The sequence below is a fragment of the Halarcobacter sp. genome (assembly GCF_963676935.1).
GTDB lineage: Bacteria > Campylobacterota > Campylobacteria > Campylobacterales > Arcobacteraceae > Halarcobacter.
Genome location: NZ_OY781470.1, coordinates 2061168 through 2085789, shown reverse-complemented (window position 1 = coordinate 2085789; position 24622 = coordinate 2061168). Strand labels below are relative to the sequence as shown.

Annotated in this window: 25 protein-coding genes; 10 read left to right on the top strand and 15 right to left on the bottom strand. The window is 26.0% G+C overall.

The features are described from left to right. Window positions 1–22 precede the first annotated feature (22 nt). The 5 genes from ACKU4C_RS10180 to ACKU4C_RS10160 form a co-directional block, all read right to left on the bottom strand. Complete coding sequence (locus ACKU4C_RS10180; RefSeq protein ID WP_321311760.1) at window positions 23–1141, bottom strand: branched-chain amino acid ABC transporter substrate-binding protein; 1119 nt, start codon at window positions 1139–1141, stop codon at window positions 23–25. Between the two features lie 43 nt (window positions 1142–1184). After that, window positions 1185–1844, bottom strand: a complete 660-nt coding sequence (locus tag ACKU4C_RS10175; protein WP_321311759.1) for a hypothetical protein — start codon at window positions 1842–1844, stop codon at window positions 1185–1187. After that, a complete protein-coding gene (locus ACKU4C_RS10170) occupies window positions 1844–2077 on the bottom strand; it encodes a hypothetical protein (RefSeq protein WP_321311758.1) in 234 nt (77 codons plus the stop codon). The genes ACKU4C_RS10175 and ACKU4C_RS10170 overlap by 1 nt, the downstream gene beginning before the upstream one ends. Before the next feature lie 253 nt (window positions 2078–2330). Then, window positions 2331–3218, bottom strand: a complete 888-nt coding sequence (locus ACKU4C_RS10165; protein WP_321311757.1) for a DMT family transporter — start codon at window positions 3216–3218, stop codon at window positions 2331–2333. Window positions 3219–3263: 45 nt separating this feature from the next. Continuing rightward, the gene (locus ACKU4C_RS10160) at window positions 3264–3680 is read right to left on the bottom strand and encodes an NUDIX hydrolase (RefSeq protein ID WP_321311756.1); all 417 of its coding nucleotides are present in this window, start codon (window positions 3678–3680) and stop codon (window positions 3264–3266) included. Between the two features lie 102 nt (window positions 3681–3782). Here ACKU4C_RS10160 and ACKU4C_RS10155 point away from each other — a divergent pair, with 102 nt between their 5' ends. From ACKU4C_RS10155 to ACKU4C_RS10140, 4 genes are read left to right on the top strand one after another with little or no spacing between them, the layout of a single operon-like run. Continuing rightward, window positions 3783–5375: a PAS domain S-box protein gene (locus ACKU4C_RS10155; protein WP_321311755.1), complete on the top strand. Its 1593-nt coding sequence runs from the start codon at window positions 3783–3785 to the stop codon at window positions 5373–5375. Further along, complete coding sequence (locus tag ACKU4C_RS10150; RefSeq protein ID WP_321311754.1) at window positions 5368–5907, top strand: hypothetical protein; 540 nt, start codon at window positions 5368–5370, stop codon at window positions 5905–5907. The genes ACKU4C_RS10155 and ACKU4C_RS10150 overlap by 8 nt, the downstream gene beginning before the upstream one ends. Beyond that, window positions 5904–6788: an SPASM domain-containing protein gene (locus ACKU4C_RS10145; protein WP_321315863.1), complete on the top strand. Its 885-nt coding sequence runs from the start codon at window positions 5904–5906 to the stop codon at window positions 6786–6788. The genes ACKU4C_RS10150 and ACKU4C_RS10145 overlap by 4 nt, the downstream gene beginning before the upstream one ends. Then, window positions 6781–7614 (top strand): EI24 domain-containing protein, encoded by an 834-nt coding sequence (locus ACKU4C_RS10140; RefSeq protein ID WP_321311753.1) that lies wholly within the window; start codon window positions 6781–6783, stop codon window positions 7612–7614. Before ACKU4C_RS10145 ends, ACKU4C_RS10140 begins: the two co-directional genes overlap by 8 nt. On the opposite strand, the gene ACKU4C_RS10135 is transcribed toward ACKU4C_RS10140, so the two are convergent. Continuing rightward, a complete protein-coding gene (locus ACKU4C_RS10135; RefSeq protein WP_320034626.1) occupies window positions 7603–8286 on the bottom strand; it encodes a response regulator transcription factor in 684 nt (227 codons plus the stop codon). The genes ACKU4C_RS10140 and ACKU4C_RS10135 overlap by 12 nt on opposite strands. Before the next feature lie 61 nt (window positions 8287–8347). Between ACKU4C_RS10135 and ACKU4C_RS10130 the strand changes: the two genes are divergently transcribed. Next, entirely contained in the window at window positions 8348–9904 is a 1557-nt protein-coding gene (locus ACKU4C_RS10130) for a cache domain-containing protein (protein WP_321311752.1), read from the top strand. A gap of 1 nt (window position 9905) precedes the next feature. On the opposite strand, the gene ACKU4C_RS10125 is transcribed toward ACKU4C_RS10130, so the two are convergent. From ACKU4C_RS10125 to ACKU4C_RS10115, 3 genes are read right to left on the bottom strand one after another with little or no spacing between them, the layout of a single operon-like run. Next, window positions 9906–11180, bottom strand: coding sequence for a response regulator (locus ACKU4C_RS10125; protein ID WP_321311751.1), 1275 nt, complete (start codon window positions 11178–11180; stop codon window positions 9906–9908). Beyond that, complete coding sequence (locus tag ACKU4C_RS10120; protein WP_321311750.1) at window positions 11173–11907, bottom strand: response regulator transcription factor; 735 nt, start codon at window positions 11905–11907, stop codon at window positions 11173–11175. The genes ACKU4C_RS10125 and ACKU4C_RS10120 overlap by 8 nt, the downstream gene beginning before the upstream one ends. A gap of 45 nt (window positions 11908–11952) precedes the next feature. Further along, entirely contained in the window at window positions 11953–12633 is a 681-nt protein-coding gene (locus ACKU4C_RS10115) for a winged helix-turn-helix domain-containing protein (protein WP_321311749.1), read from the bottom strand. A 121-nt stretch (window positions 12634–12754) separates the two neighbouring features. On the opposite strand from ACKU4C_RS10115, the gene ACKU4C_RS10110 reads away from it, so the two are divergent. The 4 genes from ACKU4C_RS10110 to ACKU4C_RS10095 are packed head-to-tail and all read left to right on the top strand — an operon-like array spanning window position 12755 to window position 18228. Continuing rightward, complete coding sequence (locus ACKU4C_RS10110) at window positions 12755–14530, top strand: HD domain-containing phosphohydrolase (protein WP_321311748.1); 1776 nt, start codon at window positions 12755–12757, stop codon at window positions 14528–14530. A gap of 13 nt (window positions 14531–14543) precedes the next feature. Next, the gene (locus ACKU4C_RS10105) at window positions 14544–15614 is read left to right on the top strand and encodes an FIST C-terminal domain-containing protein (RefSeq protein WP_321311747.1); all 1071 of its coding nucleotides are present in this window, start codon (window positions 14544–14546) and stop codon (window positions 15612–15614) included. Further along, the gene (locus tag ACKU4C_RS10100) at window positions 15608–17107 is read left to right on the top strand and encodes a HAMP domain-containing sensor histidine kinase (RefSeq protein WP_321311746.1); all 1500 of its coding nucleotides are present in this window, start codon (window positions 15608–15610) and stop codon (window positions 17105–17107) included. Before ACKU4C_RS10105 ends, ACKU4C_RS10100 begins: the two co-directional genes overlap by 7 nt. Window positions 17108–17109: 2 nt before the next feature. Continuing rightward, window positions 17110–18228 carry a hybrid sensor histidine kinase/response regulator gene (locus tag ACKU4C_RS10095; protein WP_321311745.1) on the top strand — a complete coding sequence of 373 codons (1119 nt, stop codon included), beginning with the start codon at window positions 17110–17112 and terminating at the stop codon, window positions 18226–18228. 43 nt (window positions 18229–18271) lie between these two features. Here the strand turns inward: ACKU4C_RS10095 and ACKU4C_RS10090 are convergent, their stop codons facing one another. Together ACKU4C_RS10090 and zupT are read right to left on the bottom strand one after the other, a co-directional pair. Further along, window positions 18272–18460, bottom strand: a complete 189-nt coding sequence (locus tag ACKU4C_RS10090; protein WP_321311744.1) for a hypothetical protein — start codon at window positions 18458–18460, stop codon at window positions 18272–18274. Between the two features lie 73 nt (window positions 18461–18533). Then, window positions 18534–19376: a zinc transporter ZupT gene (gene zupT, locus ACKU4C_RS10085; protein ID WP_321311743.1), complete on the bottom strand. Its 843-nt coding sequence runs from the start codon at window positions 19374–19376 to the stop codon at window positions 18534–18536. A gap of 83 nt (window positions 19377–19459) precedes the next feature. On the opposite strand from zupT, the gene ACKU4C_RS10080 reads away from it, so the two are divergent. Next, a complete protein-coding gene (locus ACKU4C_RS10080) occupies window positions 19460–20014 on the top strand; it encodes a manganese efflux pump MntP family protein (RefSeq protein ID WP_321311742.1) in 555 nt (184 codons plus the stop codon). Here the strand turns inward: ACKU4C_RS10080 and ACKU4C_RS10075 are convergent. From ACKU4C_RS10075 to ACKU4C_RS10060, 4 genes are all read right to left on the bottom strand, one after another. Next, window positions 20006–20947, bottom strand: a complete 942-nt coding sequence (locus ACKU4C_RS10075; RefSeq protein WP_321311741.1) for an L-lactate dehydrogenase — start codon at window positions 20945–20947, stop codon at window positions 20006–20008. The two genes, ACKU4C_RS10080 and ACKU4C_RS10075, sit on opposite strands and share 9 nt — an antisense overlap. Before the next feature lie 566 nt (window positions 20948–21513). Next, complete coding sequence (locus ACKU4C_RS10070) at window positions 21514–22797, bottom strand: TRAP transporter large permease subunit (RefSeq protein WP_321311740.1); 1284 nt, start codon at window positions 22795–22797, stop codon at window positions 21514–21516. Beyond that, a complete protein-coding gene (locus tag ACKU4C_RS10065; protein ID WP_321311739.1) occupies window positions 22794–23420 on the bottom strand; it encodes a TRAP transporter small permease in 627 nt (208 codons plus the stop codon). The genes ACKU4C_RS10070 and ACKU4C_RS10065 overlap by 4 nt, the downstream gene beginning before the upstream one ends. Before the next feature lie 3 nt (window positions 23421–23423). Then, the gene (locus tag ACKU4C_RS10060) at window positions 23424–24482 is read right to left on the bottom strand and encodes a TRAP transporter substrate-binding protein (protein ID WP_321311738.1); all 1059 of its coding nucleotides are present in this window, start codon (window positions 24480–24482) and stop codon (window positions 23424–23426) included. Window positions 24483–24622: the final 140 nt, after the last annotated feature.

Below are 24622 nucleotides of genomic sequence, written 5' to 3'. Positions count from 1 at the left end.
TTACCTCTTTGTGTTGTTTTATTTATTGACCAACAACGTCTTTAGTACCGTTATTATTTAATTTGTATACTACAAATTTAGCACCAACTCTTTCACCATCTTCTCTAATGTTAAATGGCCCAGTAATACCTGGAAAATCTTTCATATCATTTCTAATATAATCTGAAATTGTTTTAGTATCCAATGATTTTGTTTCTTCCACTGCATTAAAAATAGCTCTTAGACCATCTGCATTTGTAACAGGCCAAATTGAAGGAGGGTTAATTCCAAATTCTCTTTTATAAGCTGCAAGATATTTTTTTGCTTCTTTATAAGGTAAAATTTCTGGAGTAGGGAAGTTTATAATAACTGTTCCAGCAGATGCCTTACCAGCTAATTTATAGAAATCAGGGTTGTCATTTGAATCCCCACCAACAAAATCTGCATCAATACCTAATTGAATTTGTTGTGCTCTTAAAAGACCACCATCTGTATAATAACCTGAGTAATAGATTACATCTGGATTCATAGCTTTAATTTTTGTTAAAACTGCTGTAAAGTTTTGAGTTCCTGATTTAATTTTACCTCTAAAAATTACATTTCCACCAATTTTTTTAATTGATTCTTCAGTTGCTGTACCTAATCCATCTGAGTATGAAGAGTAATCAGATAAAACAACAATTCTCTCATATTTTTTTTGATTTACAAAATAATCAGCTGTAAAGTCACTTTGTGAAGAGTTTGGAAAAGAATTTCTAAAGAAAGTCCAATATTTTTTAGCAATTAAAGAATCACTAGTACCATCACTTGTTTGTAATACTTTATTTCTATAATATGTTGTTTGAGCAGCTTCTGTTGCACCAGAAGTATATGAACCAATTACAGCTATAACACCAGCATTTACTAATTTTTTAGCACAAACTGCTGCTTTTTGAGCTTTTGCTTCATCATCACAAGTTACAACTTCGATTTTTTTACCTAAAAGCCCACCTTGAGCATTTTTTTCATTTGCTAATAATTTAACAAAGTTATCGATACTTTGACCTTCATTTGCATATTTACCAGTAATAGGTGCTTGTACACCAATTTTAACAACATCACTTGCTAATAATGAACAAGTAACAATACCACTTAAAGCTAATGCTTTTACAATTTTTTTCATATTTTAACTCCTTAAATTTTGTCCTACTTTTTTGTCCTCAAAGTTATAACGATGGTTCAATGATGTAACATCCTATACACCATTCTCCAACTTTTTCAATTTTTTTTATTTGGCCTCCTTTAAAAGTTGATTTAAGATTTTTAAATTTTGATACTATTTTATCAAAAGATTCTATTAATGCATCAAGTCTTACTTGCGCTTTTTTCCTTGCACTACTAGATATATCTAGATAAAATCCAAATATTGCATAATCTAAAGTTGTATCATTTTGATTCTCTTTTTGAAGCATTTTGCACATAAGTTCAATATCATCTAAATATTCTTGTTGAACATTTCTAACACCATTTTTTAAAGACATGATTACTTTAGAAATTGAGTCATTATCACTTTTATGTTCAAATCTTTCATCTAAAGTAATGCTTAGATTTCTATCCATAATATAGTTTTCTCTCATAAATTCTCTAAAAGCACTTCTATTTGGTAATGAACATCTTAATATATCAGAAACAGTTGCATCAATAAATATTTCAGGAGCATTGTCCAATTTGGCAATCTCTTGTGCTACATGAATTGATAAAAATTTTGGTGGGGCATAAGATAGATATAGTTCATCACAAGTCCAAAAAGAGTAGTTTCTTTTTGCATTTTCAATACCTAATAAAACTGCATTAATTACTGCTTCTTTTTTTGGAAAAATATTCATTAATCTATCTCCACATAATTTTCATCAACTTCTTCTAAAATACCACTTTCAAAAAGTATATCTTCAATTAGTCTATTTTTAGAAATGTTTAGATCTTTGCTTAGAATAATTAAAGCCTTATCTAACCTGCTATCAATCTTAATAGTAAGTTGAGAGATCTCTTTTTTCTTACCTTTAACATGTTTATTAATAACTTTCTGTATCACAGATCTTTTATTTTTTAGTTTAGCCAATGATTTAATCCCTATAAAACTTTTTTAGTACTACTTTTAGTACTACCATTTTAAACTTAGAAAATTATTTCATATAAAAACTTTGTTGAAACTTAATTTTTTACTCTTGTTTTGTATAATTTTTATGCAATAATTAAAAAAAACTGTATAAATGCACAATTATGCTAGATATAAAAAAAGGAACTGAAAAAAAATAAATTCTAAAATTCTTTTTATAAATGGTATTTATGTTTCATAAAGTAACAAAAAACCTTTAAGAAAACTTATTTTTTAACTGTTGAATTATGAGTCCTAGTATTATAGTTATAAGTCCAAATAGGGTTGAATAATATATCTCTTCACCTAAAAGAAAGTGAATAAATATTAAAGATAAAAAAGGTGATATAAAAATTAAATTTGCAATTTTTGAGGTAGATTCAGCATGTTTCATGGCATTTAGCCAAAAAAGAAAAGTTACTCCCATCTCAAAAAAACCAACATAAATTGCTGCAAAAATACCTTTTATTTCAGTTACTTCTTGTAATGTGCCAGTGAAATATCCATATAATCCAATAATAGGAACTGAAATTATAAAGTTAGAAAATACACCAATTATAGGTTCAACTTTATTTTTTGTATTTATTATCCAGTACATAGACCATAAAACAGTAGAAAGTAAAGCTAGAAATACACCATTTAAATTTGAGAAATTTAATGTAAAAGGTTCCCCTTTTGTCGCAATAATTAATACTCCAAAATAACAAATTATTCCAGCAACAATATCATTTATAGTTAATTTTTGTTTTAAGAAAATTACAGAAAGAAAAGTTAACATTAAAGCCCAGGTGTAGTTTATCACTTGGGCTTCTTGGGCAGGTAGGGCATCATATGCTTCAAATAATACTAAATAGTAAAGAAAAGGGTTAATTAAAGCTAAAAGTAATACTGTTTTCCAATTATTTTTAATATATAAAAGTACATCATTTATTTGTTTTCTTAAAATAATTATAATCAATAATATAAGCATTGAAGATACAGATGCATAAAAAAGTAGAGTTATAGGATTTAAAGTTAAAAGTGCAATTTTAAATACAGCTGCAACTGTAGACCAGAAAAAAACTGCAATAAGTGCATATTTATATGCTTTATTTTGAGATTTCATAAAGTACCTTTTAAAAGGTGAATTTTAATCAATAATCTTTAATATTTATTTAATCTGATTATTTTTTATATAATCTTCAATAATTTTTCTATGGTCAAATACTAGTTTCTCAAGTGGTATTTCATCTAATTTATAAATAAAAACCTCTTTTGCATCATCACATGCTCTTGGTATTCCTTCTGCTTTACATACATATACTGCTGATACCGTATGAAATCTAGGGTCTCTACTTGGTTCTGAATAGATATTTTGTAATCTAGAGATTTTTACATCTAAAGAGGTTTCCTCTTTCATCTCTCTAATTAGTGCATTTTCTACACTTTCTCCAATATCAACAAACCCTCCAGGAAGTGCTAGACCATGAGGTTCATTAAGTCTTTCTATTAAAACAATGCCTAAAAACTTATCTTCATTATAAAGTTCAATAATTCCATCTGTTGTTAAATAAGGGGTCTCAATCATAAAAATGCCTTCTTTTAGATGTTTAATAATAGCAGTATTTAACTATTTTTAATTTTAAGTTATATAAAATCATTTTCAAATTAGAGAAAAGATATTTTTATAATGACCAATTTTTTAGAAAAAAATCGTAATGAAATTTTAAAATCATCATTTGCTTTGTCAAATCAAGCAATATATTGGATAGATAAAGAGGGTAGTTTTGTATTCGCAAATGATAATGCCTTAGACTGTTTAGGTTATAGTTTAGAAGAGTTATTAGAATTAAAGCTTTGGGATATTGATGTAAATTTCAATAGCAAAGAGAAGTATATAAATGCTTTAAATAGTTTTAAGAATAATGAATTTATAGAAAACTCAAATATAATTGAGACTTCTCATAGAAAAAAAACAGGAGAAGTTTTCCCTGTTGAGGTTGTATCAAAATTTAAAATAATTGATTCCAAAGAATATGTTATTTCGTATGTAAAAGATATTACCAATAGATTAGAAAGAACACAAAAAATAAATTTATATTTTGAACTAATTAACTCTTCAAGTGATATGATTTTTTTGATTAATAAAGAAAATGAGATGATAGAGTTTGCAAATGAAAAAGTTTGTAAAAGTTTAGGTTATAGTTTAGCAGAATTAAAAAGTAAAAAGATTAGTGAAATAAGAAAACCCTTTGAAGGAAGTCAAAAAATAGATATACCTGAGGTTTTTAGAAGGCTAGAAGAGAAAAAAAATTTAATTACTTTTGGTATATATAAAAGTAAAAATGGAACTGAAATACCAGTTGAAAGCTCTTTACATTTAAAAAACTATTTGGATGCAAATTTTGTTACTGCAATTTCAAGAGATATTAGAGAAAGAATAGAGATAGAAAAAGAGAAAGAAGAATTAAATATAAAATTAAAAGAGTATAACAGAACACTTCAGCAAGAGATATCCAAAGCCAAAAAAGAGTTGATTGAATACGAAACAATGATGAAAAAACAATCAAAAATGGCTGCTATGGGTGAAATGATAGAAAACATTGCTCATCAGTGGAGACAACCTTTATCTGCAGTTTCTGTACTTTCTAGTGGTATGATTTTACAAAATGAACAAGGTGTTTTAGATAAAGAGTTGTTAAGTTCAGGATTAAATACAATACATGAACAAGTACAATACTTATCAAAAACTATCGATGATTTTAGGAATTTTTTTAAACCAGATAAAGAGAAAAATCTTTTTGAGATTAGAGATTTAGTTCAAAGTGCTATAAAACTTATAAAATCTCGTTTCAATCAGCTTTCTATAATTTTTACTTTAGATATAGAAGATATGAAACTGTTTACGTATGAAAATGAGTTTCTTCAAGTGCTTTTAAATATTATAAGTAATGCTGTGGATGAGTTGATAAAAAAGAAAAATAAGAAGATAATTGCTATTAGATTTTATACAGATGAAACTTTTATAATCTTAGAAATAAAAGATAGTGGTGGTGGAATTAGTGAAAAAATAATAGATAGAATATTTGAGCCATATTTTACAACTAAACATAGATATCACGGTACAGGAATAGGTCTTTATATGTCAAACAATATTGTAAAACATCTACATGGACAAATCGATGTAAGAAATGAACTATTAGAGTATGAAAATAAAGTTTATAAAGGTGCATGCTTTAGTATAAAGTTGCCTTTAGATACAAAAAAGGAAATTGATGGATGATAGATTACATGAAATATTAGCACAAGTTAGTATGATACATAAATCTTTATTAGAAGATGAAAAAATAGATGATGTTGATTATGTTTTAGAGTATATAGAAAATTTTGATGATGATGTTAAAGATCATTATTTAAAACTTCTTTTACAATATTATTTTCAAAAAAATAGTATATCAAATTTTAAAGAACTACTTTTATTAGGCTATAAATTTGATTTACGAATGGATGATATTAAACAAGCCTTTTTAAATATAAAATCAAATGATGAAAATGTAATTGAATTTTTAGAAGACAATGTTGTATTTTTTAAAGACACAAATTATGAAGAACCTTTGAACGCTATATATGAATATTATAAAAATAGTGATGATGATATTAAAGTTGCTTTAGAAGAAAGTTTAGAACTACTTAGAAGAAATAGATATATTTGTGCATTTGCTTACAAAAATAAAACTGAAGAGTATGCTAGATTCTTTATAAATGAAGATCTACTAGAGTCTTTAAAAAGAGACTTACCATATTTACTTAAATAGGAATTATTATAAAAAAATTTAGAAAAGTATATATTGAAATAACAAATATATGTAATCTTAAATGTAGTTTTTGTCCACCAAAAATATTACCTAATAAAACAATGTCTTTAGATGTTTTCAAAAATATTAATACACAATTAAAAAATATTACTAAAGAGTTAGCATATCATATAGTAGGAGATCCTTTAGTAATAAGTAATCTTGAAAAATATTTAGATATAAGTTTTGAGTCAGATTTAAAAGTTAATATAACAACTACTGCTAATAACTTAGAAGAAGGTCATTTTGATACTTTGATGCATCAAGCTATAAAGCAGATTAATTTTTCTATAAATTCATATAATGCAAACTCTCATAAAAAAAGTTTAGATGAGTATTTAAAACCTATTTTAGATTTTCTAGATTATGCTATTAATAAAAAACAACATTTTTTTATTAATTTAAGAATTTGGAATTTAGATGATTCTATGAGTGCAAAAGAGTTTAATAGAAGTGTTTTTGAAAAAATAAATAAAAAGTTTTCTTTAAATCTTGATATTGAAGAGATATATAAAAATAGACCTAAAAATATAAAAATAGCAAGAATGGTGTTTTTTAATTTTGATGATTATTTTGAATGGCCAGATTTAAGTAATGATTTTATCTCAAATACTGGAAAGTGTTATGGATTAGATTCTCACTTTGGGATTTTAAGTAGTGGAGATGTTGTCCCTTGTTGTTTAGATAAGGATGGTATAATCAATTTAGGTAATATAAATAATGATAAAATATCTGATATTTTAAATACTAAAAGAGTTAAAGATATTCAAAATGGATTTAAAAATGGTAAGGTTATTGAAGAACTTTGTCAGAAATGTGATTATAGGAGAAGATTTGATTAATAAAGATAAAAATTTGTTAGAGGGTGAGATTATTGCTTTAAGTATAAAAGATTTTTTTACAAAACCAATGCTTAAAATTGCTATTTTACCTTTGTTTTTTACATTAATTATTATGTTAATAATGTTTTACACAGCTGCAGGTTATGGTTTTGATTCTTTAGAGATTTATATTCAACAAACACAAAATGGTCAAGATGTAATGATTGATGAAAATGCCCCTTTTTATTTTATTTGGATAACTTCATTAATGGCATTTTTATTTAAATACTCTATTACTTCTTGGTTAGTTGGATTTCTACTTTATACAGTAGGGACAATTTTTATTATGATGTTTTCAGTTTTTCTTACTGTAATGATTATTGGATTTTTAACACCAATGATTTTAAATGTGATTCATAAAAGGCATTATGCACATTTAGAGATTAATGGTTTTGGTTCCCTTCTAAGTCCAATCTTTATTGCTATTAAAAGTTTGATTATAATGCTGTTTCTTTTTATTCTTTTTATACCCTTATATTTTATACCTTTAGTAAATATTGTGGCTATTAATTTACCTTTTTACTATTTTTTTCATAAAATGTTAAATTATGATGTTGCTTCAACAATCTTAACAGAAGAACAGTATAAATATATACATTATAAAAAAGCTAATAGTTTTAGATTTAGAACACTTTTATTATATTTCTTATCTATGATTCCATCTTTAATGCTTTTTTCTGCTGTATTTTTTATAATATATTTAGGACATGGATATTTTCAAGAACTAAATAAAATAAGAGATATTAAAAATGATAAGGATTTAATCGAACAAGGATTACAGAACTAATCTGTATCCTGTTCCTTGTACATTTCTAAGTACATCATTTGGTAGTTTTTTTCTAAAGTTTTTAATAAAAAGTCTCATTGCATTTGGAGTCATTATATTATCTTCATTCCAAATAACATTTTCCATCTCTTCATAAGTTATAATTCTATTTTTCTTAATTAGAAGTTTTAAAAATTGATTCTCTTTTTTTGTTAGTTTAAATTCTGTATTTTCATTTTGTATAATAGACTTACTTGCATCAAAAAGCCAACCCTCTTTTAGGTTAAAGATTTTTGAATCATCATAACTTTTAATAAATGCTTCAAATGCCGCATCAAGTTTGTCTTCTGTAATAGGTTTAATAATATATTTAACAAGATGAAGTTCGGTTGCATCTAACATATAGTTTAAATCTGTGTGAGCTGAAGTTATTATTACTCTAACTTTACTATCTCTTTTTCTAATTCTTTTTATTAAATCGATCCCTGTTTCATTTGGCATTTTTATATCTGTAATGATTAAATCAGGTTTATTGGATTCGTACATATTAAATGCTTCTTTTGCATTTTTAGCAAGAAATGTTTTTTTAAAAAGGTGTCTTAAGATTTCATAAATATTATTTCTGATCCCCTCTTCATCTTCTACATACAGAACAGAAAAGCTACTAAGTTTTGATATTATTGTTTTATCCATAAAAAGCCTTATTAATAAAGATATTGGTATCATAACAAAAAACCATTTTACGGAAGTTGAAGTGAAGTTTATTACAGAAAAAAATATCTCAAAAATGATAATTTATATTTTCATTATTATTATGAGTACAATGATATTTTTAATCTCATATTTTTATGTTAAAAATACTTATGAAGATTTTGAAAGACAAATGGAAAAGTCAGTACAAGATCAATATAGAAGTCAAAAAAGTATTTTGAAAAAAGAGATAAATACTATTATTGATATTATAAATTATAATGCAACAAAAAGTGATGAGGATGAAACTGAATTAAAAGCAGATACAGTAAGACTTTTAAACAATATTACTTTTGATAGAGATAAAAGTAATTATATCTTTGTTTATGAAATTTTGAATATGAATGGTGGAGATAATTTTGCAAAACTTTTAGTAAATCCAAATCGTCCAGATCTTTTAGGAAAACCGATCTCTACAAACTATGAAGATACTAATGGCAAAAGATTTAGAGAAGAGTTTATGAATGAAATAAGAATTTTTGGTGAATCATACACAGAATATTCATATAATAAAGTTTATACAAATGAAGCAAGACAAAAACTTTCATATTTTAAATATTTCCCAAGATGGAATTGGGTTATAGCAGTTGGTGTTTATGTTGATGATATAGAAAAAGAGATTGCAAAAAACAAAGAGCATTTAACTAAAAGAGTTCAAAATCAAGTTTTTCAAAATATTTTACTATTTTTACTATTTTTATCAATGGCAATAGTTATTTCTATTATAGTCTCACAAAAGATAGATGAGGTATTAAAGCGTTATAAAAAAAGTGTACAATCAAAATCTAAAGCTTTAAAAGAGTTAAATGAAACTTTAGAAAAAAGAGTTGAGGAAGAGATAGATAAAAATAGAGAACATGAACAACTTTTAGTACAAAAATCAAAGTTTATAGCACTTGGTGAAATGATTTCAAATATAGCTCATCAATGGAGACAACCTTTATCTGAGTTATCAACAATATTTATGTTTATAAAGTTTAAATACAATTTAGGTCAATTAGATGAAGAGTTAATGAAAAAGAAATCTAAAGAGGCTGATGCTGTTTTAGAATATATGTCTCATACTATTGATGATTTTAGAAATTTCTTTATGCCCAAAAAAGAGAAAGAAAAATTTAGTTTAAAAATTGCTATGGATTCTATTATGACTATTATCTCTAGCTCTTTATCAAATAACAATATAAATATTACAATTTGTATAGACAATGAGGTGGTTTTAAATACTTATTTAAATGAGTTTCAACAAGTTATTTTAAATATAATTAGCAATGCAAAAGACGTATTAATTGAGAATAATGTTGAGAATCCTTGGATAAAAATAGATGCAATTATTGATCAGGAGGATAGGGTAATAATTTATATTGAAGATAATGGTGGAGGAATAAAAATTGAACCAAAATCAAAAATCTTTGAACCTTACTTTACAACAAAAGATGATAGTGATGGAACAGGAATAGGGCTATATATGTCAAAAATAATTGTTGAAAAAAGTATGCATGGTAAATTAAAAGTTAGAGAAGCTGAATTTGGGGCAAGATTTGAGATAATCTTGCCAAAATGATTTAAAAAGGTAGAATCTTTTTGTTTTTTATTACTTGAGTATTCTCTTTTTGAAGATTAGTAACTAAATCTTTTAAGTCAGAAATTCTTTTTGTAAGTTTTATCTCTTTTGATAATAAATCATCGATTTGTTCAACTTTGCTTTGATATAGTTTATCTTTCTCTTTTATCTCTTTTTCTGCTCTATTTAATTTACCTTTTAACTGATTATATGATTTGTATATCTCTTCAAATTGTTTTGTTTTATCTTTTTTAGTCATTAAATCCATTTTATTGTATTCTAATTTGTTTTTTTCATAGGCTTCAAGTTGACTGTGTAACTCTTTTCTTTTTGCTTCACTAACTCTATACTTCTCATCAAAGCCTGAAATTCTAAACTCTAAGTCTCTAACAGTTTTTTGTAAAGTTTCTTTCTCTTTGGTAAGAGAGTTTATAAGTTTCTTTAAATTTGTCAATTGACTTAAAAAATTTTTATGGCTTTCTCTTTTTTGTTCCTCTAAATTAGTTACTAAAAATCTAACTGCCATATATTCTTTAATAGTAGTTTTATCAAGTTCAAAAATTGGAAATATTTTTGAGTTTACAAAATAAGTTGTTCCATCTTTTGCTAAGTTTTTATGAATCCCATTCCAAACATTACCATTTTTTATAGTTTCCCACATCTCTTCAAAAAAATTTTTTGGAATATCTGGGTGTCTTACAATATTATGAGCATTTCCTATAAGTTCTTCTCTTGTATATCCAGAAACTTCACAAAAACCATCATTTACAAAAGTTATTTTACCTTTTGAATCTGTTTTTGAAACTAAAGCTTCTTGATCAATAATCTCTAGATATGTTTCCATCTCTTGGTTTTGTTTTTCAAACATTTTTTTATAATAAATATCTTTAGATACTTTGTCTAAAGTCATATTTACTACATCAAAATCAATAGGTTTTAAAATATAACTTTCTACATGTAGATTTATAGCTTTTAACATTTGTTCAGATTCTGAACGCGCAGTAATTAATATTACAGGTACTTCTGTATCGTATTGTCTTATCCCATCTAAAACTTCTAATCCATCCATTTTTGGCATATTTATATCACTAATAATCAAATCAAATTTAGAATCTTTTGTGAAGTATTCTTGGAATTTCATAAACCCCTCAACCCCATTTGCACATAAAACAACTTCACCAAACCTTCTATTTAAAAACTTACCAAATTTCTCCCTTGCCAAGTCTTCATCTTCTATATATAAAACTTTAAATGTTGAAGTATCAATCTCATTCATGCTGCATCCTTAATTTATATCCCAGTCCATAGACATTTTCTATGTTTAAATTTGGAATCTTAATTCTTATTCTTGAAATAAGGTTTTTTAGATTTGATATAGAAGAATCAATTTCAAGCGAATCTTCCCATAATGTGTAGATAATATCATCTGTACTTACTACTTGATTTATTCTACTACATAACATATCTAAAAACATTATCTCTTTTTTTGTTAGTTTTATTTGTTCTTCTTTTTTATAAATAGATTTTTCAACTGGATCCCAATATAGTTCTTTATTTAGATAAAGCTTCTCTTTATCTGTTGCAAAAAACCTTCTTTTAAAACTTTTTTTAATTGTTTTATCAATACTTTGTAATAAAGTATTTACATCAATAGGTTTTAAAATATAATTATCAATATCTAGTTTAACTACTTTTAATAGTGTATCTACATCTAATTGTGCAGTTACAAATATAAAAGGTAGAAGTTCATCTATTTGTCTTACATTTTCTAGAAGATTAATCCCATCCATTATAGGCATATTTATATCACTAATAACCAAATCAAAAGATTTGTTTTGTAAGTGATACGCTCTAAAAATGGTTAAAGCTTCATCTCCATTTTTTGCAACAACAATATCATCATACACTCTATTTAAGATTTTCACTAACTTAATTTGTGTATGATAATCATCTTCAACTAACAAAATCCTAATGTTTTTTTCATAATCTTTAAAATTTTCCATGGCTCTATTCTATTTAATAAGGTATTATAATAATACCATATTTCACTAAATATAGATATAATCATTATTTATTGTATAACCTTGTTTTGAAAAATTATTAATTATTTCGTAATATGACTTCTCTCTAATTTTGTTTATTACGTTTCTTACACTATAAATAGTACAAGAATTATTATCCCACACTTTTTCTCTTATCTCTTCATAACTAATAATTCTATTGATATTTTTCACTAAAAATTCAAATAGTTTAAGTTCAAGTTTTGTTAATGCGACTTCTCTATTTTGATAATAGAATCTATTATCTTTTAAAGAGTATAAATAACCATTTTTAAATATCAATTTATCTTTTTTTTGAAGAATAATATAACTGTAGATAAAAATGTTATTCAATGTTTCATCTTTTTGTAATATATTTTTTACAGATATATTATATAGTGCATTAAAATCTACACTATTTACATCAGAGGTTAAAAAGATAATTGGAGTATTATAAAAGTCATTAGAAAAAGTGTGAACCAAATCTTTGTTATCATAATATTCTATATCTATTATTACTAAGTCATATCTAGATAGATTAAGATAAGCTGGAATATCTGCTAAAGTATCAATATTTAATATATGATTTTTTAAAGACTTTTTTACTGTATTATTTACAGTGTTATCTTTTCCTATCAGAAGAACTGATTTATCTTCTACAAATTGATAAGTAGTTGATTTCATTGTCATAATAAGCTCCTTATTTTTCAAAATTATAACAATAAAAAATATTTCAAAAGTATTTTTTTTTCAATATAATATGATACTTTTGAAATACTATTTATAGTTATAATTTTTCAAAGGATTTATAATGGTAAATAAAGGTTTTTTGAAACGTTTAAATGTTCTATATGTTGAAGATGAATTGGAAGCAGCAAATAAACTTTCAAAGTTTTTAGATAGATTATTTAATATTGTATTTTATTCTTCTAATGGAAAAGAAGCATTAGAAGTATTTTCAAAGAAAAGAATTGATTTAGTTATTAGTGATTTAAATATGCCTATAATAGATGGTTTAGAGATGTCTGAGAAAATCAAAGAGATAAATCCAAACATACCAATAATCTTAACAACAGCAAGAACAGAAACACCTTGCTTAATAAAAGCAATAGAATTAAATATTGATAGTTACCTTTTAAAGCCAATAGAATTGGATACTTTAATTGATAAGATATATACTATAGCAGATAAAATTGAAGCAAATCAATCTAGAAAATTGCTAGAACAATATAAAGATGCGATAGATGAAAGCTCAATAGTAATAAAATTTGATACAGAAGGTAAAATAAATTTTGTAAATAATCAATATGAAAAAATTACTGGTTATAAATTTGAAGAGGTTAAAGATAGATTTTTTAATTTTAATACTTTAAATGATACCTCTTCTTCTACATTCTCTAAGCTTTGGGAAAAATTGGATAATGTTGAAATATGGGAAGGTAAAATATTTGGAAGAACATCTGAAGATAAAAAGTATGTTTTTAATTCAACAACTATACCAATAGTAGATAATAATAAAAAAATATTAGAGTACTTATGTATTTCAAATAATATTACAGAAGAAGAGGGGTTAAGTGAAGTCTTAAAAGCTGAACTTGAAGAATCAAAAGATGATTTAACAAGTAAAAGTTATCTTTTGAATGAATATAAAAGATGTTTAGATATCTCTTCTATATTAATCAATTTTGATAAGAATTTTAAGATAACTAATTTAAATAGTAAATTTTTAGAACTTGCTAAAAAATCAATTGAGAGTTTTAAAGATAAAACATTAAAAGATATATTAAAAGATGAGCAACTTTATGCTGAAATAGTAGAAGACTTAATAGAAAGTAAGAGTAAACATAAAGTAATAAAAATAGATTTTAATGAAGATAAAAAGAAATATATAGATTTCACTTTTTCACCAGTATTTAATGAAAATAAACAGGTTATTGAATATTTAGCTGTTGGACATGATGTAAGCGAGATTATTGAATTACAGCATGAAATAGAAAAAACACAAAAAGATTTGATTTTAACTTTAGGTTCAGTTGGTGAATCAAGAAGTAAAGAAACAGCAAACCATGTAACTCGTGTTGCTTTATTTTCTTATATGTTAGCAAAAGAGTATGGACTTAGTGAAGAGGAAGCAACTTTACTTAAGTTGGCCTCTCCTATGCATGATATTGGAAAAATTGGAATACCTGATTCTATATTAAAAAAAGCTGGTAAATTAACTTCTGAAGAGTATGAGATTATGAAAACTCATACAACTATAGGTTTTAATATGTTTAAAAATTCACATAGAAAGATTTTAAAAAGTTCTTCAATAGTAGCACATGAACATCATGAAAAGTGGGATGGAACAGGCTATCCTAGAGGATTAAAAGGTGAGCAGATACATATCTTTGGAAGAATAACCGCTGTTGCAGATGTTTTTGATGCTTTAAGTTCAACAAGATGTTATAAACAAGGTTGGTCTCTTGACGAGATTAAAAACTATATGTATAAGAAATCTGGAATTGAGTTTGAACCAAAATTAGTTGAACTATTTTTTAGAAATATAGATAAAGTTCTTAAAATAAAAGAGAGTTTAAAAGATTAAAAAAGGAAAAATTATGAAAAGTATTAAATATTATGAAAAATTAGAAGTTTTTATTGATACAAACAAAAATAGTAAAAGTAAATTTTTTCTTTTAGTTGCTGAAAATTTTAATTTTAATTTTGATTTATTAAACTACTCAGGTTTAGATTTTAAAGGAGCAATTGTCCCTCAAATTGTTTATGAAGATTTTAATACTGATAGAGGGATGGTTGCTTGTGAACTAGATGATAGTATTGGAGCTTTTATCTTAGAAGATATGACTACAATAGATATAGATAAAGAACAATTACAAGAGTTTGATTCTATTATGCTTATTGTAGATGGTCTTAGCAAACATATTACCACTTTTTTGGAAGCAGTGTTCCAAACACTACCAATGAAAAGTGAAATTATTGGTGGTGGAGCAGGTAAATTAACATTCAAACAAGAACCTGTAATTTTTTCTAAAAATGGAATGTTTCAAGACGCAGCTATAATTTTAGCAGGAAAATCAACTTTAAGTGTTGGGGTTGAAAATGGTTGGGAGTATTTAGAGGGACCATTTATCGTAACTTCAGCTGAAAAAAATATCTTAAAATCACTTAATTTTAAAAATGCTTTTGATGTTTATAAAGAGTTTGTTGAAGAAAATAGTGGTTTAAAATTTGATGAGATGGATTTTTTTGATATTGCAAAAGCATACCCTTTAGGAATTGTAAAATTTAATAATGAAATTGTTGTAAGAGATCCAATTGGTTTAGACGAAAATGGGAATATGATACTTGTAGGAGATATTGAACAAAATTCAACGGTTAATATTTTAAAAGGTGAAAAAGAAAAATTGATTAAATCTTCATCCGTTGCTATAAATAATGCAATAAAAAAAGTAGATGATTTAAATACAATAAAACATATAGTACTTTTTGATTGTATTTCACGAACAATATTTTTAGAAAAATATTTTAAAAAAGAATTGGCAAGTATTAAAGAACCTGTACCTAATAGAAGAGTTTTTGGTGCTTTAACATTAGGTGAAATTGCAAATAATGGAAATGAATATATTAATTTTTATAATAAAACTTGCGTGGTGGGTGCATTATGCTAGTAAATAATTTAGCAATAACATACAAATGTTATAGTTCCATAGGGAACTCTTTAGACCTTCCTTTGATGATGAAAGAAGTTTTAAGAACATTTGTAAGTGAAACTTATGCTGTTTATGGTCTATATTCAATAGAAGAGGATGATGATATTAAAGAGCTTGCATCATTTGGAAAAATTGATAATTTTGATCCTTTTTTATATGATGATTATAAAGAGGTAATAAATAAGATTTATGAAGAGGATAAAATTATTCTTATATTAAGATTAGAATATGGTTCTATGTATTTAGTTATAAAACAATTAAATTTAGATGTAGAGTTTTTTATCTCTATGTTTGAAAGTTTTATAAATAAATTAAATCTTAGTATAAAGTCATGTCTAAATGTACATAAAATGAAAAAGAATAATGAACTTTTAAGGGAACAAAAAAAGGAGTTAGAAGCTGCAAATAAATCAAAAGATGATTTTTTGGCAAATATGAGTCATGAGTTAAAAACACCACTAAATTCAATAAATGTAATCTCTTCTGTAATGAAAGAAAATAAAAATGGAAATCTTTCTGCTAGAGATATTAAAAATCTTGAAATCATACAAAGTTCTGGTAATTATTTATTAGATTTGATAAATGATGTTTTAGACCTTTCAAAATTGGAATCGGGGAGAATAGTAGTTGATTATTCAGAAATAAATCTACTAACACTTTTAGATGAAATTTATAATATGTTTCTTCCTCAGACAAAAGAAAAAGGTATTAATTTGTATTTTGAATTTGATAAAGAGATAGAACCAAATATATATAGTGATGAGAAAAAAATAAAACAGATAGTTAAAAATCTATTAAGTAATGCTATAAAATTTGTAGAAAAAGGTAAATCTATCTATCTGCGTGTAAAAGATGAAGATGAACAAATAAATATCTCAGTAAAAGATGAGGGGATAGGAATTCCTCAAAATAGATTAAGTGATATATTTGACAGGTTTAAACAAGCTGATAGTAGTACTACAAGAAAATTTGGGGGTACAGGTTTAGGTTTAGCTATTACAAAAGAGTTATTAGAACTTTTAAAGGGTTCTATTTTTGTTAAAAGTAAAGTTGGAATAGGTACAACATTTTATGTAACTATACCTAAAAATAGTGATGCTATTAAATGTTTAGATATTTTAACTTTAGATGATGAATATAATAAAAAGAAAAAAATAGTTGAGATAGAAAAACAAGCAATTAGTAAAAATATACTTATTTATAATACCGATGCAGTTAAGTTTATAAATATAGTTATAACATTACAAAAAGATCATAAACTAACACAAGTTAGAGATATGGAGGAACTTTTAGAAAAAATAGATAATAATTTTGATGTTTTAATTGTTGATAGTAATGGTATATCAAAACATGAATTAAATATCCTAAAAGAAACTTATAAAAAAGATATTTATGTAATAAAAGACAATATTGTAGATATACCAGATATAATAGATTTTATAGGGAGATAATAATGAAAAATAAATTCTCAATTTTAATTTTAGATGATGTTGAAGAGAATATTTACTCTTTACAGTTGTTAATTGAAGAGTTTGATGTTGATATATATACAGCACTTAATGCAACAGATGCAATTCAAATTTTGATGGATAATGATATTGATTTAATTTTAAGTGATATTCAAATGCCAGATATTGATGGATTTCAGTTTGTTGAATATATAAAAGGGATTGATAAGTTAAAAGATATACCTATTATATTTATTACAGGTATTTATGATAAAGATGCTTATCAACAAAAAGGTTATGATTTAGGTGTTATTGAGTATATCTCTAAACCAATTGATGTTAATCTTTTAAGTTCAAAGCTAAAAGTATATATTGATTTATTTCATAAAAATAAAGAAACAAAAGAGTCATTACAAGAGGCAAATAAACTAGTTGTTCATAATACAAAAATGGCTTCAATTGGAGAAATGATTGGCGTAATCTCACATCAATTAAAACAACCTTTAAATATCTTGTCTTTATATTGTGATGATATTAAATATTCGTATGATTATGGAGAATTAGATAAAGAAGCAATAGATGATTTTTCAGAAAATACAAAACTTCAAATTCATCATATGAGAGATACAATTGATGGTTTCTTAGAATTTTTTAAAGCAGATAAAGATAAAAAAAGTTTTTCAATTAGAAAAACATTAGATGGAAGTTTTGAATTAGTTGATTCTATTATTAAGAAAAACAATGTTGAACTGAATATTGATTTTCAAAATGACTTTACATTAAAAGGTGTAGAGATGGAATTAACCCAAGTTTTAATGAATATAGTAACGAACTCAATTCAAGCTTTTCAAGACAGAAATGTAGATGATAGAAAAATAACTCTAGAAGTTTATTCAAAAGATGATAAAAACTATTTAACAATCAGTGATAATGCTGGAGGGATAGATGAACAAGATTTAGAAAAAGTTTTTGACCCTTATTATACAACTAAATCAGAAGGTACAGGTATTGGGTTATATATGGTAAAACTTGTTGTAAAAAACTCTTTTGAGGGGAATTTAACTTTAGAAAATTCAAATGTTGGTGTTAAGTTTATTATGGAGTTTGATAAAATTCAAGAATAGTTTTAAAATAAATAGTTTAGTAGTTTAATATAATAATAAACTACTAACTATTTAGTTGTAGAAGAAGTATATTATCGATTTTTTTAATTTTATAGTTTTCTGAGTTTTCTGCTTTTTTCACTACATCATCAGATAATAATATATAACCCACATTTTGTAACATCTGTATCTCTTTTTTTGTTAAGATATTTTGAATATCTAAGATTTTATTTTTATTTACACCTTGTACCATAATTAATCCTTTCCTCTTTATATATTATTACTATACTAAGGAAGTGTATCAAAAGTGTATCAATATAAATTTATTAAATAAAATTGAAAGTTAAAAGACTTAAAGCCATAATAAACATACCTAAAACAAGTCCTAAAATTGTTGTATGTGCATTGCCATAAACTCTTGCAGCTGGTAATAACTCATCAAAAGATATATATATCATTATCCCTGCAACGATACCAAAAGTTACACCTAATGTAGCTTCTCCCATTATTGGGTAAAGTAGAAAAAATCCTACAATCGCTCCAATTGGTTCAGCAAAACCAGAAAGTGTAGAATACCAAAAAGCTTTTTTCTTATTATTTGTTGCATGGTATATGGGTAGTGATATAGCCATACCCTCTGGTATATTATGAATAGCTATTGCTAAAGCAATTGTAATTCCAATTGATATATCATTTAAAGAGGATATAAAAGTTGCAAAGCCTTCAGGAAAATTATGAATTCCTATTGCCAAAGCTGTAAAAACACCTGTTCTATGTAGTGTTTGTTTGTTTTTTATATTATGGTTTGGTTTTAATTCTTCTAATTCATTATAGGATTTTGGTTCATGGGGATTTACATCTTCAGGTATTAACTTATCTATAATAGCACTAAAAAGAATTCCACCAAAAAAACAGATTAATACAAATGTTTCTGAAACAATTTCATTTGAAGTGATCTCTATAAAGGAATCTTTTGCTTTTTGTAGTATCTCCATAAATGAAACGTAAATCATTACCCCAGCTGAAAAACCAAGTCCAAGTGAAAGTAAAATATCACTTTTTGCTTTTGAATAAAAAGCTATTATTGCTCCAAAAGAAGTAGATAAACCAGCAAATAAAGTTAATAAAAAGGCATATAGATAATCTTCTATTCCATATAATTCAAACATCTATTCTCTTTGTTTTTTTATATTCTATCATAATAGATATTTTTTATTGTTTTGGTATAATTCCATTTTTATAGGAGTTAATTTTGTTTGAAGTATTATTATTGTCATTTGCTTTGGCTATGGATGCTTTTGCCGTTTCTATTGGTTTAGGAGTAAAAAACAAAACATTTGATAAATTTTTAGCGCTAAAAATTGCTTTATTTTTTGGTTTTTTTCAAGGTTTTATGCCCTTAATTGGTTTTCTTGCAAGTGTTGGTTTAGGTGATTTTATTGAATCAATTGATCATTGGGTTGCATTTTTCCTTTTAAGTTTAATAGGTGGAAAGATGTTATATGAAAGTTTTGGTGAAAGTACGGAAGAAGAGATTAGTGTTATTTCCAACAAAGTTTTATTAATACTTGCAATTGCAACAAGTATTGATGCTATGGCAGCGGGATTTACCTTAAATCTATTAAATTTAAATCCTTATTTATCAATGTTAATTATTGCTTTTGTAACTTTTATATTCTCTTTTCTTGGAAATTTTTTAGGAACAAGAGGTGGAGAGTTTTTAGAAGATAAAGCAGAAAAAATTGGTGGAATAGTTCTAATAGGTATAGGTCTTAAAATACTAATAGAACATACTCTTTTATCTTAAATTTTTATAGGCATTATTTAAACTATTAGAGGCTTCTAATAGTTTTTCTTTCTCTTTCTTTGATAAAGTTAAAATAAGTCTATTTTCCACGCCACTTCTACCAATTACGCAAGGTAGACTAAGAACTGTATTTTTATGAAGTAAGTATTCTTTATTTGCTTTAATTGATACTGAAAATATTTTTTTCTCATCTCTAATAACACATTGAATTAGTTTTGCAACTGCAACTGCAACTCCAAAATTAGTATAACCTTTTCTTTGGATTATTTCATAAGCTCTTTTTTTAGTAATTGACATCACTTTGTCTTTTAACTTTTTAAGAGTTATAGAATCTTTTAGTGGAAAATCTTCAAGTTTTATTGAACCAATAATTGCATTAGACCAAACTGCAAATTCACTATCACCATGCTCCCCAATTACATGAACATGAATATTTTTTCTATTTACTTCTAACTCTTTTCCAAGTTGATATCTTAGTCTGGAAGTATCTAAAACCGTTCCTGAACCAAAGATTTTATTGTGAGCTCTTGCAGAAGTCTCTTGGGCAACTCTTGTTAATATATCAACTGGATTTGAAACTATAAGTAATATAGCATCAGATGCATATTTATCAAGATTTGAAACTACATCTTGCATAATTTTGGCATTTCTTCCTAAAAGTTCTAATCTTGTTTCATCTTCTTTTTGTCTAGCCCCAACTGTAATGGCTATAATAGAACAATCTTCTAAGTCTTTGTAATCATTGGTAGCTTTGATTTGCATTTCAGATAATAAAGGGATAGTATCATCTATATCCATTACCTCTGCTAGAGCTTTTTCTTTATCTCTATTAAATAGAATTAACTCTTTTCCAATATTTCTCAAAACTAGTGCATTTATTATAGCTGCACCAACATTTCCTGCTCCAATAACACCAATTTTTGATTTTGACATAATATAATCTTTTATTTTTATTTTGGAAAATTTTATCTATTAAAGTGTTAAATTGAAATAAGTAACATAACTAAGTTTTTAAATTTATATTATATGGTGAAAGATTTAAATTATAGAACATTATTAAATTAATAAAAAACAAAGTCTTAATAAAATATAATATTGATATTTATTATTAAAATTAAAAGATATCTCCATTTGTAAGTGTAGTTTAGATATCAAAAGGATTAAAATGTTAATTTATATATTAGTTTTTTATCTCTTGATTCTTGTGTTATTTGAAGATTTAATTAGTAAAAATTCATCAAATTATCTAATTGTATTCTTTATTACTTTAATCATAAGCTTTATATTTTATAAATTATTAGGAAATCCTGTAAAAAAATTTGAAAATTATTTGAAAATCAAGTATAAAAAACTTTACGGATTTTCGTTTTATTTTATTCCAGAAATTGTAGTTACTGTGATTTTAATATCAATAGTTTTTATTTTTAGATAGAGGAAATACTATTTAAAAACTTTGATTCTATGGGGAATGCCCCATAAAATCGGATAGTTTAATTTAATTAATGTCCATACATTAAATTTGGTAAGAACAATGAAATATCTGGAATATATGTGATTAATATAAGTCCAACTAAAATAGTCATTGTCCAAGGGAATGCGGCGACGATTACATCTTTGATACTCATTCCTGTAAGACCTGAGGTTACAAAAAGATTCAGTCCAACAGGTGGGGATACCATTCCTAGCTCCATATTTACTGTGATTAAGATACCAAAATGAATAGGATCAATTCCAAGTGCAACGGCAACAGGAAGTAATAATGGAACCATAATCATAATAATAGCACTTGGCTCCATAAATGAACCAGCTAAAATTAGAAGTAAGTTAACCATAAGTAAGAACATATATTTATTTACATTTGCTTCAACTAAAGCTTCTGTAATCATATGGGGAATATTCTCAATAGTTAAGAAGTGAGCAAATAACATAGCATTTGCAATAATAAACATAATCATTGCAGTTGTTTTTGCTGATTCTAAAGCAGTAATATATATTTTAGATAATTTAATATCTTTATAAATAAATACAGAAACAATAAATGCCCAAACACAAGCAACTGCAGCAGCTTCAGTTGGAGTAAAGATACCACCATAGATACCACCAATTACAAGTACAATTGTAAATAATCCCCATGATGCATCTTTCATTTTCGCTAATCTAATTTTCATAGGTTGCGGTTCAGTTTTTTCAAAACCAAGTCTTCTTGCACCAATATAAGTTACAGTCATTAACATAATACCAAGCATAAGTCCTGGAACAACACCTGCCATAAATAGTTTACCAATAGAAACCTCTGCTGTAACACCATAAACGATTAATACAATTGATGGTGGAATAAGAATACCTAACGACCCAGATGTTGCAATCGTACCAATTGCATATTTCTTAGGATAACCAGCTTGCATAATTGCACCAAACATAATTGAACCAATAGCAACAACAGTTGCAGGAGATGAACCAGAAACAGCAGCAAAAATAATAGATGCAAAAATAGCTGATATAGGAAGACCACCTGGTAAGTGTCCAACACAAGATTTTGCAAACTCAATAATTCTTTGTGCTGCACTACCTTTACTCAGTAAGTTACCTGCAAAAATAAACATTGGAATAGCCATTAATGAATAATGGTGAACTTTTTCGAATATCATAGCTGAGATTTCAATAGGTGAAATATCAGTAAAAAACATAAGTGTTACAAAAGTTGAAGCACCTAAGCAGATTGAAATAGGTGTTCCTAAAATAACAAGGAAGAAAAATATTGCAAATAATACAGCTAAACTCATAGCATCCCTCCTGTTTTCTTTTCTACTTCTTTAACCATTTCGTTTAATTCCTTAACATTTTCATTTTCTTGGTTTCTTCTAGCCCCAATACCCATTTCAGCCAATACGTGTTCAGCTTCGCTCTCTTTTAAGATTTTATCATGGGGTGTAGATAAAATTGCATGTATCCTTTCTGCAACTCTATATGATGCAAATGCAAATGAAACCGGAATTACCAAATATGGAATCCACATAGGCATATCCCACATATCTATTGATCTTTCATCTAAATCTATAACTAAAAGCAGATATTCATAACCATAATATGCAACTGCTATTAAAAATACAATTGTAATAATATGAGACAATAATAACATCGCTTTTGCTAATCTTGATGGCATTGCATCAAGTACAATTGTTACTGCAATATGTGCATCTTTTTTAAAGCAATAAGCTGCTCCAAAAAATACACTCCATAAGAACAAGTATACACTTAACTCTGATGCCCAAACTAATGAGGCATCAAATACATATCTTGCCACTACATTTGTAAATGCAACTGCAACACCAGCAGAAATACCAATGGCTGCAATTGATTGGTTTATAAAACCAATAGTTTTACTTATCATTTTAAATATAATCATCTTTTACTCCGTTGCTAAAGAGCCCTTAATTAAATCTTCACCAATTTTATCTTTATCATAAAAATCAGGATAGATTTTACTAACAGCTGTTCTCCAAGCATCTTTTTGCTCTTTTGTTAGGTTTATTATTTCTAACTTACCTGTCTGTTTTGCATACTCTTTTATTAAGTTAAATTGCTTGGTATTTAACTCTTCTGCATATTCCCTCTCTTTTACCGTTGCTTCATTCATAGCTTGAATAACATCATTTTGTAACTCTTTAGGTAATGAGTTCCAAAACTTTTCAGACATAACAACTAAATATCCTAAATATCCATGATTGGTTACAGTTAAGTACTTTTGAACCTCATGGAATTTTTTTGTGTAGATATTTGAATTAGTATTTTCTTGTCCATCTATAACCCCTTGTTGTAATCCAGAATAGACTTCTGAAAAAGGCATCATTTGAGGATTAGCGCCAACTGCTTTAAATTGTTCTTCTAATACTTTAGATGACATAATTCTAAACTTTTGTCCTTTTGCATCTTCTGGAAGAATTAAAGGTTTTTTAGAAGAGGACAATTGTTTGAAATGATTATCCCAAAAGTTAAGAGCAATATACCCTTTTGAATTAACCATATCTTTTAGTTTTTGACCCACTGCACCATCTTGAACTCTGTGTAAATGTGCCATATCTTTAAATAGAAAAGGTAAATCAAAAAGTGCTAATTGAGGTACAATTTTCCCAAACTTAGAAAAACTTGGAGCTGCCATTTGAACAGAATCAAGTTTTAATGCTTTTAATACAGCATTATCTTTATAAAGTTGAGATGATGGATAAACTTGTACATCAATTCTACCTTTTGTAAGCTCTTCAAGTCTTTTTTCAAAATAACTTGCAGCTTTACCTTTAGGAGTATTAGGACTTACTACATGTGAAAATTTAAGGATATATTCACCCTTTATTAAAGCTTTTTGAACTTCTGAAATTTTCTGTTCTTTTTTCTTTTCCCCACAACCAGTAAATAATAGTATTGGCACAATAACAATACTAGACACTACTGATTTTAATGTTGTTGTCATTTTTTCTCCTTATTCTATTATAGATAAATTATAATTAAAATTTATGTATCTATTGTGTACATAAGAAGAAATTTTGAAATTTGTATAATAGGTCTTAAACATAATAAAATAGGGGTGTGTGGGAATTTTTTAGGATATTT

What these genes read in the sequence shown, in the direction of transcription:
- ACKU4C_RS10070 (WP_321311740.1), bottom strand. Translation starts at nt 22,797, where the DNA reads ATGAGTTTAGCTGTATTATTTGCAATATTTTTCTTCCTTGTTATTTTA.
- ACKU4C_RS10135 (WP_320034626.1), bottom strand. Translation starts at nt 8,286, where the DNA reads ATGGATAAAACAATAATATCAAAACTTAGTAGCTTTTCTGTTCTGTAT.
- ACKU4C_RS10060 (WP_321311738.1), bottom strand. Translation starts at nt 24,482, where the DNA reads ATGACAACAACATTAAAATCAGTAGTGTCTAGTATTGTTATTGTGCCA.
- ACKU4C_RS10180 (WP_321311760.1), bottom strand. Translation starts at nt 1,141, where the DNA reads ATGAAAAAAATTGTAAAAGCATTAGCTTTAAGTGGTATTGTTACTTGT.
- ACKU4C_RS10100 (WP_321311746.1), top strand. Translation starts at nt 15,608, where the DNA reads ATGCTAGTAAATAATTTAGCAATAACATACAAATGTTATAGTTCCATA.
- ACKU4C_RS10115 (WP_321311749.1), bottom strand. Translation starts at nt 12,633, where the DNA reads ATGACAATGAAATCAACTACTTATCAATTTGTAGAAGATAAATCAGTT.
- ACKU4C_RS10120 (WP_321311750.1), bottom strand. Translation starts at nt 11,907, where the DNA reads ATGGAAAATTTTAAAGATTATGAAAAAAACATTAGGATTTTGTTAGTT.
- ACKU4C_RS10125 (WP_321311751.1), bottom strand. Translation starts at nt 11,180, where the DNA reads ATGAATGAGATTGATACTTCAACATTTAAAGTTTTATATATAGAAGAT.
- ACKU4C_RS10075 (WP_321311741.1), bottom strand. Translation starts at nt 20,947, where the DNA reads ATGTCAAAATCAAAAATTGGTGTTATTGGAGCAGGAAATGTTGGTGCA.
- ACKU4C_RS10160 (WP_321311756.1), bottom strand. Translation starts at nt 3,680, where the DNA reads ATGATTGAGACCCCTTATTTAACAACAGATGGAATTATTGAACTTTAT.
- ACKU4C_RS10150 (WP_321311754.1), top strand. Translation starts at nt 5,368, where the DNA reads ATGGATGATAGATTACATGAAATATTAGCACAAGTTAGTATGATACAT.
- ACKU4C_RS10095 (WP_321311745.1), top strand. Translation starts at nt 17,110, where the DNA reads ATGAAAAATAAATTCTCAATTTTAATTTTAGATGATGTTGAAGAGAAT.
- ACKU4C_RS10105 (WP_321311747.1), top strand. Translation starts at nt 14,544, where the DNA reads ATGAAAAGTATTAAATATTATGAAAAATTAGAAGTTTTTATTGATACA.
- zupT (WP_321311743.1), bottom strand. Translation starts at nt 19,376, where the DNA reads ATGTTTGAATTATATGGAATAGAAGATTATCTATATGCCTTTTTATTA.
- ACKU4C_RS10175 (WP_321311759.1), bottom strand. Translation starts at nt 1,844, where the DNA reads ATGAATATTTTTCCAAAAAAAGAAGCAGTAATTAATGCAGTTTTATTA.
- ACKU4C_RS10110 (WP_321311748.1), top strand. Translation starts at nt 12,755, where the DNA reads ATGGTAAATAAAGGTTTTTTGAAACGTTTAAATGTTCTATATGTTGAA.
- ACKU4C_RS10165 (WP_321311757.1), bottom strand. Translation starts at nt 3,218, where the DNA reads ATGAAATCTCAAAATAAAGCATATAAATATGCACTTATTGCAGTTTTT.
- ACKU4C_RS10090 (WP_321311744.1), bottom strand. Translation starts at nt 18,460, where the DNA reads ATGGTACAAGGTGTAAATAAAAATAAAATCTTAGATATTCAAAATATC.
- ACKU4C_RS10155 (WP_321311755.1), top strand. Translation starts at nt 3,783, where the DNA reads ATGACCAATTTTTTAGAAAAAAATCGTAATGAAATTTTAAAATCATCA.
- ACKU4C_RS10065 (WP_321311739.1), bottom strand. Translation starts at nt 23,420, where the DNA reads ATGATTATATTTAAAATGATAAGTAAAACTATTGGTTTTATAAACCAA.